General features: G+C 44.7%; 12 protein-coding genes. 7 read left to right on the top strand and 5 right to left on the bottom strand.

Annotation, left to right across the window (positions count from 1 at the left end):
• Positions 1 to 3 precede the first annotated feature (3 nt).
• On the top strand, positions 4 to 384 hold the full coding sequence (locus ACWPWY_RS16695) for a RidA family protein (protein ID WP_191800093.1): 381 nt from the start codon (positions 4 to 6) through the stop codon (positions 382 to 384).
• Positions 385 to 466: 82 nt separating this feature from the next.
• On the opposite strand, the gene ACWPWY_RS16690 is transcribed toward ACWPWY_RS16695, so the two are convergent.
• Entirely contained in the window at positions 467 to 1225 is a 759-nt protein-coding gene (locus ACWPWY_RS16690) for a tryptophan-rich sensory protein (protein ID WP_454192672.1), read from the bottom strand.
• Between the two features lie 278 nt (positions 1226 to 1503).
• On the opposite strand from ACWPWY_RS16690, the gene ACWPWY_RS16685 reads away from it, so the two are divergent.
• The 6 genes from ACWPWY_RS16685 to ACWPWY_RS16660 all read left to right on the top strand — a co-directional run bounded on the left by ACWPWY_RS16685 (position 1504) and on the right by ACWPWY_RS16660 (position 9752).
• Positions 1504 to 2382, top strand: a complete 879-nt coding sequence (locus tag ACWPWY_RS16685) for a carbohydrate ABC transporter permease (RefSeq protein ID WP_454192671.1) — start codon at positions 1504 to 1506, stop codon at positions 2380 to 2382.
• On the top strand, positions 2382 to 3218 hold the full coding sequence (locus tag ACWPWY_RS16680) for a carbohydrate ABC transporter permease (RefSeq protein ID WP_454192670.1): 837 nt from the start codon (positions 2382 to 2384) through the stop codon (positions 3216 to 3218). The genes ACWPWY_RS16685 and ACWPWY_RS16680 overlap by 1 nt, the downstream gene beginning before the upstream one ends.
• 34 nt (positions 3219 to 3252) lie before the next feature.
• Positions 3253 to 4518: an ABC transporter substrate-binding protein gene (locus tag ACWPWY_RS16675; protein ID WP_454192669.1), complete on the top strand. Its 1266-nt coding sequence runs from the start codon at positions 3253 to 3255 to the stop codon at positions 4516 to 4518.
• 280 nt (positions 4519 to 4798) lie between these two features.
• Positions 4799 to 7963: a DEAD/DEAH box helicase gene (locus ACWPWY_RS16670; protein WP_454192668.1), complete on the top strand. Its 3165-nt coding sequence runs from the start codon at positions 4799 to 4801 to the stop codon at positions 7961 to 7963.
• Between the two features lie 3 nt (positions 7964 to 7966).
• On the top strand, positions 7967 to 8731 hold the full coding sequence (locus ACWPWY_RS16665) for a hypothetical protein (RefSeq protein ID WP_454192667.1): 765 nt from the start codon (positions 7967 to 7969) through the stop codon (positions 8729 to 8731).
• A 151-nt stretch (positions 8732 to 8882) separates the two neighbouring features.
• Positions 8883 to 9752, top strand: a complete 870-nt coding sequence (locus ACWPWY_RS16660) for a M15 family metallopeptidase (RefSeq protein WP_454192920.1) — start codon at positions 8883 to 8885, stop codon at positions 9750 to 9752.
• A 60-nt stretch (positions 9753 to 9812) separates the two neighbouring features.
• On the opposite strand, the gene ACWPWY_RS16655 is transcribed toward ACWPWY_RS16660, so the two are convergent.
• From ACWPWY_RS16655 to ACWPWY_RS16640, 4 genes are all read right to left on the bottom strand, one after another.
• Positions 9813 to 10844 carry a copper amine oxidase N-terminal domain-containing protein gene (locus ACWPWY_RS16655; RefSeq protein WP_454192666.1) on the bottom strand — a complete coding sequence of 344 codons (1032 nt, stop codon included), beginning with the start codon at positions 10842 to 10844 and terminating at the stop codon, positions 9813 to 9815.
• Positions 10845 to 11042: 198 nt separating this feature from the next.
• Complete coding sequence (locus ACWPWY_RS16650) at positions 11043 to 11426, bottom strand: hypothetical protein (protein ID WP_454192665.1); 384 nt, start codon at positions 11424 to 11426, stop codon at positions 11043 to 11045.
• Positions 11427 to 11641: 215 nt separating this feature from the next.
• The gene (locus ACWPWY_RS16645; RefSeq protein ID WP_454192664.1) at positions 11642 to 13975 is read right to left on the bottom strand and encodes an Ig-like domain-containing protein; all 2334 of its coding nucleotides are present in this window, start codon (positions 13973 to 13975) and stop codon (positions 11642 to 11644) included.
• 240 nt (positions 13976 to 14215) lie between these two features.
• Positions 14216 to 14572 (bottom strand): hypothetical protein, encoded by a 357-nt coding sequence (locus tag ACWPWY_RS16640; protein WP_454192663.1) that lies wholly within the window; start codon positions 14570 to 14572, stop codon positions 14216 to 14218.
• Between the last annotated feature and the right edge of the window lie 75 nt (positions 14573 to 14647).

Below are 14647 nucleotides of genomic sequence, written 5' to 3'. Positions count from 1 at the left end.
CGTATGAGCAAAAACACGATCACAACTGAAAAAGCACCAGGTGCCATCGGGCCTTACAGCCAAGCGGTAGAAGCAGGCGGATTCATTTTTACATCAGGACAGCTTGGTATTGATCCGGCAACGGGAGAGTTTGGAGCGACTGTAGAAGAACAGACCCGATTGTCTCTAGAGAATGTTAAAGCCATTCTTGAAGCGGCTGGGGCAGGACTTACCCAAGTCGTGAAAACAACGGTTTTCTTAAAAGATATGAATGATTTTGTACGTGTTAATGAAGTGTACAGTTCATTTTTTGAACAGCCATACCCAGCGCGTAGTGCGGTAGAAGTAGCGCGCTTACCAAAGGATGCGCTTGTTGAGATCGAGACCATTGTAGTAAAAGGGTAAAACCTTACACAAATGATGTCATTACTGAATGAACTCAAAAAGAGACCATCGCCATCGCGTTGGTCTCTTTTTTTTGTGTTCATTATTTTTTTCTCCGTAAGAAAATCCATACGGCAAATAAGAAGATGACAATGGCGAGTCCAATTGCTGTATAGGAAACAGTAAGGATATCCGATTGTTTTACTCCGATAGCAATATAGGCCCATACGAATACAAGCGGCATGATGAAGTCGTTATACCGGTAGCTAACTGCAAAGGCCACGATGCTGCCAAGCAGAAGCAAAATGATAGCCCACGTTTGATCTCCGAGATCAAATCCACTCCAGCCGAGTTTGCTCAGCCATACGGTTACGTTAATCAGTGTTGCTACACTAACCCATCCTATATAGATGCTAAATGGAACTTTGGCAAACCAAGTTTCTCCCAGTGTAGGGGAAGGAATGTCTCGTGTACGCAAATACATTTGAATAAGGGAAAACAATAAGATGAAAATGACAAGTACAGACCAGCCGATCAAAAGATTCTGCCAGAGGATGATCCAGCCTGCATTTGCTAAACAGCTAATGAAGAACCAGATTCCCACACGTGCTGTGGTATTTCGTTGTTTTTGAGAAGGCAAAAACTGAAAAATAACAAATCCCGCCAGGAAAAGATAAATAACTGACCAGATGATAAATGCGTATCCAGCCGGAGTGATTAATACCGGATAAAGTTCAGATACTTCGGAAGTCGTTCTTCCCCCGATTGGTAAAATATTTGCGAGTGCGTTGACAACAATAACAAGAATGAAGCCTACTACATTTAACCACTTATAAGGATTGTGCTTGCTGTTAACCTGCATACGATGACCTCCTGTATTTAATTTATGAAGAAAGGGTGGATATGTATAATGACCAACGAGTCATGGAATACTTACCCATCTCTTTAATTTTTTAATCAAAAGAATACCCACTTCCTCAGAGGCGGCCCAATGAAGAATAAGGCGGCAAATCACTTCCAAAACAGGCATGATCCCGCTCTATTATCTATATTATGTAATTATATCCCTTAAATATCATTCATTTCCCTTTATTTGGGTTACATATACAATAAAGTGGTTAAAGAAAGGGGAGTTCATCCATGAACCGAAAATCTTCACAGATGATGCAGCAATTTATTTTTGTTGGTCCCGCGCTATTTTTCTTTATGCTCATTATTGCAGCACCGTTTCTGCTGGGGATGTATTACTCCTTCACGGAATGGAGTGGGGCCTCCAAAGATCCCGTTTGGGTGGGGTTTGCGAACTTCACTAAAATATTTACAGACGACCCCGCATTTATGAAATCGTTTACATTCACAGCGTTATTTACATTGGCAGGGGTCCTGCTCACCAATCTTATCGGATTTTTTCTTGCTTATTTTTTAACGAAACCGCTAAAGACAAAAAACGTGCTGCGGACCGTATTTTTTATGCCAAATGTGATTGGCGGGCTCTTACTCGGATTTATCTGGCAATTTATTTTTGTCCGCGGTTTCGCATCTGTGGGCGAAGTGACGGGGCTTGCTTTTTTTAATCTGCCTTGGCTTGGGGATGAAACGACGGCTTTCTGGGCGATCGTCATTGTGTTCGTGTGGCAAACCGCAGGCTATTTGATGGTAATTTACATATCTTCTCTAAATAATGTACCGACAGAAGTTTTGGAGGCTGCTCAGATTGATGGAGCCACTCGGGGACAGATGCTAAGAAGTATTATCATTCCGCTGATTATGCCGGGAGTAACGGTCTGTCTGTTTCTTGCCATCTCTTGGTCTTTCAAGATGTTTGATCTAAACCTCTCGCTGACAAAAGGAGGCCCGTTCCGCTCCACAGAGTCTCTCGCACTAAACATTTATAATGAAGCATTCGTGAACGGAAGATACGGACTTGGTACAGCGAAGGCACTGATTTTCTTTATCGTGGTTGCGATCATTACCAGCATCCAGGTTCGCCTGACAAAGAGCCGGGAGGTGGAAGCCTAATGGAAACGAGTAAAAATTATCGTTTTACTACATTGCTCACTGAAATCATTATGATCTTGCTCGCCTTATTGTTTCTCGTTCCGTTCTATTTCCTGTTTGTGAACTCTGTTAAAAGTTTTGGTGACCTGCTGACGAATGCGGCAGCTTGGCCGGTAGTTTTTGAATGGGGCAACTATCAGCGGGCATGGGAGATTACTAAATTTCCGAAGGTATTATTCAACTCTCTGTTTGTAACGATTATCAGCAATTTATTGCTTGTCTTGCTTAGTTCCATGACGGCCTACCGGATGGTAAGGCACAACAGCAGGTTTAACCGCATCCTTTTTACGCTGTTTGTTGCTGCCATGGTCATTCCTTTTCAGTCGATCATGATCCCGCTCGTTAAGGTAACAAGTACGGTTGGGCTGATGAACAGTCACTATGGGCTTATTATTTGTTATCTCGGTTTTGGCATACCGATATCTGTATTTCTGTTCCATGGTTTTGTGAAGTCCGTTCCGATTGAGATTGAGGAAGCAGCGAGGGTCGATGGAAGTAATGCCTATGGGGTTTTTTTTCGAATCGTATACCCGCTTATGCGCCCGATGTATGTAACGATTATTATACTGAACACGCTTTGGATCTGGAATGACTATCTGCTGCCGTCGATACTTCTGCAGAACAGTTCACTTCATACCATTCCAATTGCCACATATGCTTTTTTTGGACAATACACAAAGCAGTGGGATTTAGCTCTGCCTGCGCTAGTGCTTGGCATTACACCGGTTATTATTTTCTTCTTATTGATGCAAAAGTACATTATTCAAGGAATAACCGCAGGTTCAGTAAAGGGATAACAGCTCATTTTATAAGATATAGGAGGGGTTTATATTGAGAAAAAAAGGGATGTTTGCACTCACTTCATTATTAGTGTGTTCGCTGGTTGTTGCTGGTTGCGGTGGAGGTAAAAACGGCGGGTCTGCAGATGGAAAGAAAACCATTAAAATCTTTCAATATAAGGTAGAGATTGCGGAAGCTTTTGACCGTCTGATTACTGAGTATGAGACGGAGCATCCAGATATCAATATAGAGATTGAAACGGTGGGAGGCGGCAGTGATTATGGAGCTGCGTTAAAAACAAAATTTGCCGGTTCCGAACATCCAGATATTTTTAATGTGGGCGGTTACCGCGAGCTGGATACCTGGATCGATAGTCTAGAAGATCTCTCAGGAGAACCTTGGGTAAGTGATGTGCTTGATGTGGCCAAAGAACCCATGACAAAAGACGGCAAGCTGTATGGTCAACCTTTAGGGCTTGAAGGATATGGATTTATATATAATAAAGATTTATTTAAACAAGCCGGGATTACCGAATTACCGAAGACGCTTAGTCAGCTGCAGGCAGCAGCCCAAAAGCTTCAGGACGTGGGAATCACTCCTTTTTCGAATGGATATCAGGAATGGTGGGTACTAGGAAATCATAATGTAAATGTAGCGTTTGCGAATCAAGCTGATCCTGTCGCTTTTATTCAAGGATTGAATGAAGGAACAGAGAAGATTCCAGGTAACCCCGTGTTCGAGGATTGGATGAAGATGCTGGATCTCACACTTCAGTACAGTAATAAGAATCCGCTGACAACGGACTATAATACCCAAGTGACGACCTTTGCTACAGGAGAAGCAGCGATGATGCAGCAGGGCAACTGGACACAGGTACAAATTGACGGAATTAATCCAGATTTAAACTTAGGTATACTGCCGATGCCGATTGGAGAAGATGCAGAGGCATCTGATAAACTTTTTGTCGGTGTACCTAATTACTATGTGGTGAACAAAGAGTCTACTGTGAAAGACGAAGCAAAAGATTTTCTTGAATGGCTTGTGACTTCGGAAACAGGGAAAAGATACATGACGGAAGAGTTTAAATTCATTCCTGCATTTAAGAGTATTACAGCAGATTCCGAAGCGCTTGGGGATCTTGCTGCTGACCTTATTCAATATAGCGATGATGATAAAGTGCTTAGTTGGAACTTTAATCGCTTCCCAGAAGGAGTGCCACAAGAGTTTGGTGCGGTGATGCAGGCCTATGTTGCGAAACCGGATCCTGTGAAATTACTTGAGGATATGCAGAAGAGTTGGGACAGCCTGAAAAAATAAATGGAAGGAAGATGATCTTGGTTTTACCCGGGATCTTCTTCCTTTATCATTTCTTTTACCGAGTATTAGGTTTATAATGTAAATTTACGGCATGATATAAAATGAAACTTTTTTACTGTAACTCATAGATATCACATCAATAATCGGTTCAAGCTTATAGGCTATAACCGATTATTTTTTTGTCTCCTTTGGAAAAAAAGTAAGGATTCGATTTTTAAATTGAACGATTTTCGTATATGATGAAGAGTAATAATCTAAAAGGGCTAACGGGTGACTTGCGATGAATCAACCACTATATGGAATTTGGCTCGGAGACGTATTTTTTTGTTTTTCTGGAGAAACGTCGGAACCCAGGGTCGATGCCTGGAGCCATGGAATACGTAAAATGAAATTAAAAGGCGGTACCTACCGCCCGTTTCAACATGCAGCCTTGCGTCTTGCGGAACTAAGATGGCAGACCAACAAGGTACAGACCTCAAGTGCAGATACAAACAAGAAGAAACGAATGGGAATGGGACGGACGCTGGAAGGACTGGCGCTTAGCCCGAAAGACGCATTCGAGTTATTAATTCACTGGAATAAAGAAGAGGCAGCCGGAGCAGGATTTGAAGCCGGAGAAGAAATGGAATATTGGTCCAAAGCAGCCTTATTTGCTTTGGAATTGCTGCTTCGAGGTCAGATTGCTCCCGGGGTCGCTCCGGTAACAGCAACAGGTGGAAGAAGACGAGGAAATCAATCTGCCGTAAAGGGTGCTTGGCACCCGAGACTTACAGAGAAAGATGATATAGAACGCTTTGCTATCCTTGCGGAATCGATTCCTCCAATCGCACTGACAGCTACGGTTGTTTATGCGGATACGGAGGCGGGGTCTGTTAAAGAAGCGGGCGGTGCCGTGCTTTACTCTTTCCTTAGTCAAATGATTCATGCAGCGGTTTCTTCTGAAATTGCTGCGGTGGAAAGTAGTTTGTCTAAATATCGTGTGAATTATCGCAGAGGATATTCCCCCTTAACCGAACTCTGGTGGAATAGTCTGCTGACCGGTTCGCGGGAACTAAGCGTACAGGGAACGATTCAAGAAATCGAAGAATTATCAGATGCGGTTAGTGAAGCAGGGGAGAGTTCTCCTCCGCTTATAGAGAGTGAATCTTCCGGACCTGCGGCCGGGAAACTGCGACTGGGGCTTCGCTTAGAGCCCTCGGAGGCAGGTTCCGAATGGAACGTTAGTTTCTGGGCTGAAAGTGAAACTGAGTCCGATTTTCGGGTTCCGATTGAAGCGATATGGTCCCACCCTTCCCAAGAGGTAGACCGCGGCTCAACCGTGTATGAATCCATACAGGAACAGATGTTAATAGCGTTTGGCAAAGCATGTGAACTGGCTCCTGCGCTAGGATCGGGATGGAGTGGATCTCCCGCATCTGTCAAAATGAATACAGAAGTGTTCTATGATTTTATGGCGCATGCTGTTCCTAAGCTGCAGAAGAGCGGCGTTACGGTGATGATGCCTTCAAGATGGAGTAAAGATGGGAAACGTAAAACAGGACTCAAATTAAAGATGCTTCCACATCCAGATCGCAGCGGTTCTGTGAAACGAAGCTCTACACTCGGCATGGAGCAGCTGGTTGCCTTTGAAGCAGAGGCCATGCTGGATGGAATTCCCGTCTCACAAGAAGAACTTGCCAGACTTGCGGCGTCTACGTTTCCTTTAGTGGAGTTCCGCGGAGAGTGGATTGAAATTGATCCTAAAGAAATCCGCCAGGTACTCCGCTTCATGAAGAAGAATGAAGAAGGTACGATGGCGTTATCGGAGTGGATGCATCTCGTCGCAGAAGATGAGGAAGATGCGAACTGGAAAGGCCTCTCTATCTTTGGTGCAGAGTCCTACGGGATGTTGTCCTTCTTGCTTGAAGGGCAAGTATTAAAAGGAATAGAGCCTAAATCGGTACCTCCATCTCTGCATGGTAATTTAAGACCTTATCAAGAACGGGGTTTCCAGTGGCTGTCTGCTATGCGTGACCTTGGTTTTGGGGTGTGTCTTGCCGATGATATGGGACTTGGAAAAACCATTCAGGTCATTACCTGCCTGCTTGACTCCAAGCTCGCAGCGAAGGAGATCAGAGAAGCAGAACGCCAGCTTGAAGGAACGGCAGAAGATGAATTCGATACAGAAGGTCCTGCGCTCATCGTGTGTCCTACTTCACTGCTGGGCAACTGGCAGCGGGAACTCGCACGATTTGCTCCGGATTTCAAATTATATATACATCATGGCACCCAGCGTTTGCATGGCGACCGTTTTCGTGAGCAGGCAGAAGATCATGATATTGTCCTGACAACGTATCATCTGGCTGGCAGGGATGGGGCAGATCTTGCTTCCATTCATTGGTCTTCTGTGGTGCTTGATGAAGCGCAATACATTAAAAACTATCGTACGAAGCAGGCGCAAAGCGTGATGAAACTATCTGCTCCGCACCGCATTGCGATGACGGGAACACCGGTGGAGAATCGGCTTAGTGAGCTGTGGTCTATTTTTCAATTTCTTAATCCGGGATATCTCGGTACGGCAGCTTCATTCCGGCAGCGTTATGTAGCTGGCGGTGAGGAAGGGGCGCAGTCCCTTCGTGAACTGCATAAGCTTGTGTCGCCATTTATGCTCAGAAGACTCAAAAGCGATCCTGATATTCGTAAGGATCTTCCGGAGAAGCTGGAACTGAAATCATATTGCTCCTTAACGGTGGAGCAAACGGCCCTTTATAAAGGGGTAGTTGATCAGCTGCTTACAGGCATTGAAGGTCAAACTGGTTTTACGCGAAAAGGTGTGGTTCTGTCCTCTCTAACCAAGCTTAAGCAGATTTGTGATCATCCTGTACTGCTGGAGCAGAATCGTAAAGAACAGAGCGGGCGGGTGGAACTGTCAGGCAAGCTGGAACGTTTGATGGAACTTACCGATGCCATTCGAGATAATGGCGAATCGGCACTTATCTTTACGCAGTATGTCTCCATGGGAGATATTCTGGTGAATCAATTGACTCAGCGCTATAATGAGAAACCTTTCTTCCTTCATGGAGGAATCTCCAAAGCAGATCGTGATGCTATGGTGGATAGCTTCCAAAAAGGCGAAGGCCCGTCTATCTTTGTCCTTTCATTACGTGCGGGCGGTGTCGGTCTTAACCTTACCCATGCGAGTCATGTCATTCACTATGATCGCTGGTGGAATCCAGCAGTAGAGAATCAGGCAACAGACCGTGTATTCCGTATTGGACAGAAGAGAAACGTTCAGGTTCATAAACTGATCTGCCAAGGTACGCTGGAAGAGCGAATTGATGAATTGATTGAGAGTAAGAAGCAGTTGTCCGAGCAGGTTGTAGGTTCAGGTGAAAACTGGCTTACGGAGATGTCTGACGATGAACTGAAAGGGCTTGTTACCTTACAGGGAGAAATGTGGATGTAAGTCGTGGATTTTGATTTAGGAAAGGGTGAGGTGAAGGTGAACATCGAAGTGAAGGAATTTCAGCTGGAGCCTCACGGATGGAAGGCAATCGTATCTAGTGCAGTGGGGGATTCAGAAGATAACGATGTGGAATGCAAAGGGCAGGTGAAACCCCTTAATGATCTTGAGAGAGAAGCGTTACTCGATCAGTTAGCAGAGTCTGCATATCTTGTGTACAAACTGATGGAAAATAAGTCTTTACCGCCTGCAGAAGCGGAAACACTGATTCCTTTCGCTACTGAAATGCAGGTGACCTGCACCTGTGAGAGCGAAGTATGCGAACATGCGGAAGCGGCTAGAATAGCAGCTGCTTCCTGGGCAGCCCGTGAGCCGCTGGCACTCTTAAGCCTATTAGGCATTACACGCACAGCGCTCCTTGAAAGTGTATTCGGCTCTTGGGCAGCCGAATCCGAAGGGAAAGCACTGCCTGGGGCAGCGCTGTTGCAACGACCGGTTCCGCGAGCGGGTGGCAACGTCTCCGCAATCATGGATTACATCGCGGAGAGTGTCCAAGACAGCGCGCTCCACAAACCTGGCCATAGGCTGACCGAGGTGGAGCTGCGCCTGAAGGCACCTTCGAAGATGGTGCCTCCTCCAAAACTTGCAACTTTGCTACCTCAGGCACCTACGGAAGCTGCCTTGACCCATTTACGAGAACAGCTGTCCAAGCGGGCAGCAGAATGGGCACCCCGTTCAGCACAGGCAAAGTCTGGGAGCAAGACGAAGTAAATAGGATCATGACAGAGCATAAGAGATCTGTGTCTCATGACAACCATTGTCAGGGGGCGTCAGCGTTCTTTTGCTCTGTTTATTTTTAGTCTACAATAGAGCATGGACAAGCTATATGTGGATGGGGGAGTAATAGATGATAACTACGAAAATGAAAAGACACCGCTGGACAATTGCTCTGCTGTCTACACTGTTGGTCAGTACCGTTCTACTCACGGGTTGTGAAGAAGGTGGACAAGGTCAGCAGGAAGGACAGAACCTGAATGCTCCGGCGACAGGTAATATTTCTGAGGAAGTAACCCCAGATGGAACAGATGACAATACAGACGGTATAGAAACCGGTGAAGAAAATACAGAAACAGACAGCATCATGGCTCTGCGTGCACAAAGTTCACTGCAGAGCAGTATACAGCAGGAAGGTGACCGAAGTGTCGTAACCAATGCTGAAGCAGTGACGGTCATTGTGAATAAAGAGCGGAGTCTGCCGGAAGGATATGAACCGGATGATTTGGTCGAACCGAATGTTCCGTTCTCTTTTGACGGGCCTCATGAGAAACGTCATTTACGTAAGGAAGCTGCGGCTGCCCTTGAGGAGTTATTTGCTGCAGCAGAAGAGGACGGCATAGAGCTTCGAGCGGTGTCTGGGTATCGCTCTTATGAACGACAAGTTTCTGTGTATAATAGCAGTGTAGAGCGTAACGGGGAAGAGTATGCAGCAAGAGTAAGTGCAAAACCAGGTTATAGTGAACATCAGACGGGTCTAGCGATTGACGTTTCTAGTCCAAGTGTTGGCAATGTGATTGAAGAGGTGTTTGGCGACTCAAAAGAGGGGCAATGGCTGGAAGAACATGCGCCGGAATACGGTTTTGTGATTCGTTATCTGCAAGATCGGGAAGATATCACTGGTTATGTATACGAGCCATGGCATATCCGTTATGTAGGTAAAGAGTTAGCACCGGATATCGCAGAGAGCGGTCTTACACTGGAAGAGTACTTTGATGATGCGAATATTAAACTGTAATTTATATAAGAGATAGAAGAAGGCAGCCCCTGAGAGGCTGCCTTTTTGAATATGATTTGTCTATTCAGTTGCTTGTTCTACAACCAGTTTCATCGCGTTCGCAATAGGAGGAAGGCTGCGAGTAGTAATGCCGTTATAAACGCCAATTACATAATCTTTTTCCTTCAATGTAGAAGGATCAATGGCTTCTCCTTTGGTATCTACTATTTTCGTTTCTGAACTGATGTTGAATACGATGCCGCTAGCTGGCGATTCGTCTACACCTTGACCTTTAAGGAGGATGCTGCGTTCGCCAGTATCCGAAGTTGTGACTTCACTGATCGCACCTTCTGCGATAACAAGATCCGCTTTTGCTTGCTCGGTTACCGTAATCTTGTATGCCGGAGATTGCGGAGGAAGGCTGAGAGTTGCAAACATCGCGTGTTCAGCTTCAACCTGATCGCCAACTTTGAGATCTTTAAATTCAAGTGCTTCACCGCTTGCAAGTGCAAATGTTGTATCTTCGCTCACATTGAGAACGATCCCTTTTGCGCCGTTTCCATTGATATGAACGGAAAGCTTACCTTCTTCAGAAGACAACGATGTGATGACTCCGCTTGCTTTTGTTACTTCTTGTTCTGATGCATTAGCTTGATCTGTAGTAATTGTAATTTGACTCCCTTCTACCGTTACGTTACCGTACAGAACTTCGCTGACAAAGTTCAGAGGAACATATTGCATGTTATTCATTATTTCAGGAGCTTGACCTAGACGTACAAGCATCTTATTTACATTATAAGCATCTTCCCCTGTCATAATGGAAGTCCATATAATCCCTTTAGTAAGTTCACTTGCTTTGGTTTCTTGTACCCATTTTACTTCCATTCCAAGTGCTTCTGCTAGAGAACGTACAGGAATCATCGGTTGAGCAGCGGTGGATACTTGGTAACCATCCTCGATGGCCTGTCCGTTCACCGTAATAGTAAATGTTTCATTAAGACTACTTGAGATCGGCACGGGAGTGCTCGCGTCCGCATATGCGTAGATGGAACTACCACCTAGAGCAATAGTTAAAGCAGCAGCAGCTACGCCAGTTTTCATTCTTTTGTTCATGTGTCTTCTCTCCTTCACTGATGTTTTGTCATAAGATGATGACATCTACTAGACGAGAAATACGGAGCAAGGTTGCACTTGAGCAAGCGGTCTAATACGCCTAGATTGGTTCTTACATATCTAGTATGTATTTAACCTGCTCAGTAATCATGAACAGGAATTCAGCTAACAATTTAAGAAAATGATATATCTAAGACGTTAGGGTTCGATTTTCACATTAGTCGCATACCATTGCCCATTTTTAAGCTTTACATTCATGGTCAGCGGTTCCCGAAATCCGAAGTCAGGCTGATCGTATTCGTGAGTTACCAATGTTTTAGATACCCAAAAGAAATGGAGCGGAAACACGAAACCTACTTTGTGATTAGAAGCTTCATAGGAAAAGTCTGCAGAAGTCGCTCCGCTTGCAATCGGATTTATTCTATTAAAGACAGTCTGATCCATATATTCTTGCCAATGAGGATCTGCTGACATGGCTTTATCCAGAATAATTCTAGTATCCTTCGCAATCCAAAAACCAAATAGAATGTACAGTAGTGCAAATGAAGAGATGAAAGTGATGATCCACCGCTTTTTATTCATATTTCGCCTCCTTATAAATGGGTGCATATGATAGTCCTTCACCAAATTTAATCGGATTATATACCATTTTACAAAATATTGGATAATGTTTTGCAAGGGTCTTACTTGAAAAATGAACAATAAAAATCACCATCTACGATTAAGATACAAAACAAATAAGGGAGCCGGGGCTTTACAGCCCAGGTTCCCTATAATTGTTTTACACTCATAATACCCTAGGGTTCCCAAACTACTGTGGTATAAGGAAGTGAGTCATAACTGCTAGCCCAGTAATACCCAGAAACCATAATCCGGCGAGGCTGGAACCCAATCTCTCCTGAAGGAGCATTCACCGCCTCAGATAAGGATTGGAATATCCCATTTGCGGAAGTCTTCGCAGTTACATATTTTCCAGCCATCTGTGTGAATCGGCCGCTAACCGTAGCACTAAGCGGTGCCCCGGTTTCAAGATCCACAACTCGTAAGGTTACAGTAGCTTTCCCTCCCGTATATTCAAATGACATTTCATCGATAATCATCGGTTTCAGCGCAGAAGAGGTCGTTGTCGCAGAGATGGCTTGGCTAGGAGAACTTTCATTTCCCTGCAAATCGACCGCTGTGATTTTGTAATAATAAGTGGTATCTGCAAGGAGTCCTCTATCTTCATAAGATAATCCTTTAGCCGTTCCTGCATAAGTAAGAGGGCCTATTGTAAAATCAGGTTCTGTGCTTCGGTAGATTCGGTAGTCATTCACTGCGGAGTTGTCGAATGCCATACCATAACGCAGATCAATCCGTTCGTGATCAAAAGTGATCGCGGAGAGGTTGCCACTGACTGTACTTGGCGGTTCCATATCCGATGGAGGAGACCACTTCATTCCTCCGGGACCCCATTTACTTGGGAAGTCGATGTACGAGGTGTAGTGGTGAATGGCGATTCCGCCAAACGCTGGGCTTTCTTGCATAGCCGCGTACACTTTGTTCAGCTCATTCTCCATAAAGGTTCTGCCTTCCTCATGGAAGCTGATCGTTTCTGGATCTCCGCCATCGGCAATATCTTTGGTTTCCACACCGATGATGACGGAGTTTGGTTTACCTATGGACTCCGCGTATGCAATTTCCCCGAGTGCTTGTTGGATAATGCCTGCACTTCCCTCAGCCTGATCGCGGTAATTCATAATAGAAATATAATCAGCCGTATCCTGAATGTGTTCGGACAGCCATTTTGATGATCCATTCCATGGAATCCCGCTAGCATCCGCTGAACTGTCATACCATCTTGGAATGGCTGCCCCTACTGGGAATGTAATCCCCGAAGCGTGTTTCCGTTCCATCAGTGTAGCGAGCATATCAAGGTACTGGATCTGGACAGAAGGTTTTTCCGTCTTGAAATCGGGCAGGATGTACGGCTCCGTATCCAGATTGATTCCATCAAACTTAGCGGAAGCTTCAGAAGCCAGATTATAGTTCAGTACTTTTTCAAATTCCCGAACCGCTTGGGTGCGATATCTCTCGTATGCTCCATAGTAGGGTGGTGTTGTACCCCCAGCAATCAGCGCCTGAACGTGATATCCATTTGCATGTGCCCAAGTGACAAACTGCTGTACTTCTTCACGGTAATCTTCTAGCATTGAAGCTCCATTATAACGGTCAACGCCTAGATAGAGTGTAGTGATTGGACGGTCACTAAAGGTGGTTGTATCAGAAGTGAATCCGGCAAAAGTGTCCCAGGAATTTGGGTTGAGAATAAGGTGATAGGATGCCGTTTCCCAGATCCAGATCGCTCGATCTTGATTGGGAAGCGACTCGATTTCTCCATAGGTGCTGTTCGTTACGGTGTCTAGATCTTCAGAATTAGAGGTGGAATTACCTTGACCGATGGCTTGTGGATTGGGCGCAAGATAGGTAGTGAGGCTGTATCCCGTGTTTCCATTTTGATCTGTTGCCCTTGCCTCCAGGCTATACTTTTGTTTTTTGTTTAGATTTGCAACTTCCCAAGGATATTTATAAAAGCTATCTGCTTCCTTGTAGACAGCAGGTTCCCAAGGACCGCCGTTAATTCGCAGTTCAACCTCAGTGATTGTATTTTTGCCTTCTGCAGAAATATGAATGGGAATCGCGCCTTTGTCACGAGGTAAGGGAGCATCCGTCTCAGCGGGACTTACAATCTGTACTTCAGGTATACTCGCGGCTGGATTATCTACATTGAGATGAATGAAAGGGGACCAAATTCCGTATCTCGTTTCGATATCTTTGGATTTGAGCGCAATTTCAATAGAGCCGTCTAATGAGGACGTATCTAATGAATAAGACCATGTTCCACTGTTGTCTGCATCAGGATCATCCATGTGAACGTCATTTACCAATTGACCATTGACCACAATTTCGACGTCGAATACATCCGTGTACGTACCATGAAGTTCCTCGACTCCTGGGGAAACGTTCTGTTCATCCTGATGAGAATCAAAGGTCACACGGGCGGCAGCTTTTACGGGAAGAGAGGGAAGGAGCATAGTAACGAGGACGAATACCAAACACAGTAATCCACATTTTCGCGAAAATGAAGTCATATTCATCTCACATCCTTGTCAGTATGATGTAAATATTATTGACGACATCTACTGGATAAATCACGAATACGACGAAGGTGCGAATCCAAGTGTCAGCTTAAAGCGGTTACTTTTAATTATTACAAAAAAATAGGGATTAGAACCGACTGGCAGATTCATGGCAGGTTATTTTTGCGAAAACATGAAGAGGCCCGATTCATAATCATGAACCGGACCTCTTGTTTATTCTCATTTATTCCCCTACTTATTAAGGGGGGAATCCTCATAACCCGTATCCTTGTAATCCGTGTGATCTAACTTATCCAGCACCTTTTGCTGACGAATCATTGCCTTCGTTTGCTCCGTTCCCGTGTCATAAATAAGCTGATACAGTTCTTGAATGCGGTCTGTAAATTGCTCATTTGCATCATCATGATCTGCTGATTTGTAAGGAACGGGCGTGCGCTGGAAAGTATATTCGTCCTCTTTGCTGATCGATGACATCAAATCCTGCATCTGAGAAAGGTCATCTTGATTCAGCTTTACCTCATAGTCATTAGATTCAATCGGTTCTTGATGAATGAGCTGCTGTGTGATGGAAACATAATAAGTGTCCATTGCTCTTTTCCCCTCCCTACCCCCTATATATCCATATAAAAGGCGATTTACCTATTTTATACACGAATAGGACAG

The organism is Paenibacillus sp. Marseille-Q7038, assembly GCF_965111595.1.
This window is presented reverse-complemented; position numbering and strand designations above follow the sequence as displayed.

What these genes read in the sequence shown, in the direction of transcription:
- ACWPWY_RS16650 (WP_454192665.1), bottom strand. Translation starts at nt 11,426, where the DNA reads ATGAATAAAAAGCGGTGGATCATCACTTTCATCTCTTCATTTGCACTA.
- ACWPWY_RS16655 (WP_454192666.1), bottom strand. Translation starts at nt 10,844, where the DNA reads ATGAACAAAAGAATGAAAACTGGCGTAGCTGCTGCTGCTTTAACTATT.
- ACWPWY_RS16660 (WP_454192920.1), top strand. Translation starts at nt 8,883, where the DNA reads ATGAAAAGACACCGCTGGACAATTGCTCTGCTGTCTACACTGTTGGTC.
- ACWPWY_RS16685 (WP_454192671.1), top strand. Translation starts at nt 1,504, where the DNA reads ATGAACCGAAAATCTTCACAGATGATGCAGCAATTTATTTTTGTTGGT.
- ACWPWY_RS16645 (WP_454192664.1), bottom strand. Translation starts at nt 13,975, where the DNA reads ATGACTTCATTTTCGCGAAAATGTGGATTACTGTGTTTGGTATTCGTC.
- ACWPWY_RS16670 (WP_454192668.1), top strand. Translation starts at nt 4,799, where the DNA reads ATGAATCAACCACTATATGGAATTTGGCTCGGAGACGTATTTTTTTGT.
- ACWPWY_RS16680 (WP_454192670.1), top strand. Translation starts at nt 2,382, where the DNA reads ATGGAAACGAGTAAAAATTATCGTTTTACTACATTGCTCACTGAAATC.
- ACWPWY_RS16640 (WP_454192663.1), bottom strand. Translation starts at nt 14,572, where the DNA reads ATGGACACTTATTATGTTTCCATCACACAGCAGCTCATTCATCAAGAA.
- ACWPWY_RS16690 (WP_454192672.1), bottom strand. Translation starts at nt 1,225, where the DNA reads ATGCAGGTTAACAGCAAGCACAATCCTTATAAGTGGTTAAATGTAGTA.
- ACWPWY_RS16695 (WP_191800093.1), top strand. Translation starts at nt 4, where the DNA reads ATGAGCAAAAACACGATCACAACTGAAAAAGCACCAGGTGCCATCGGG.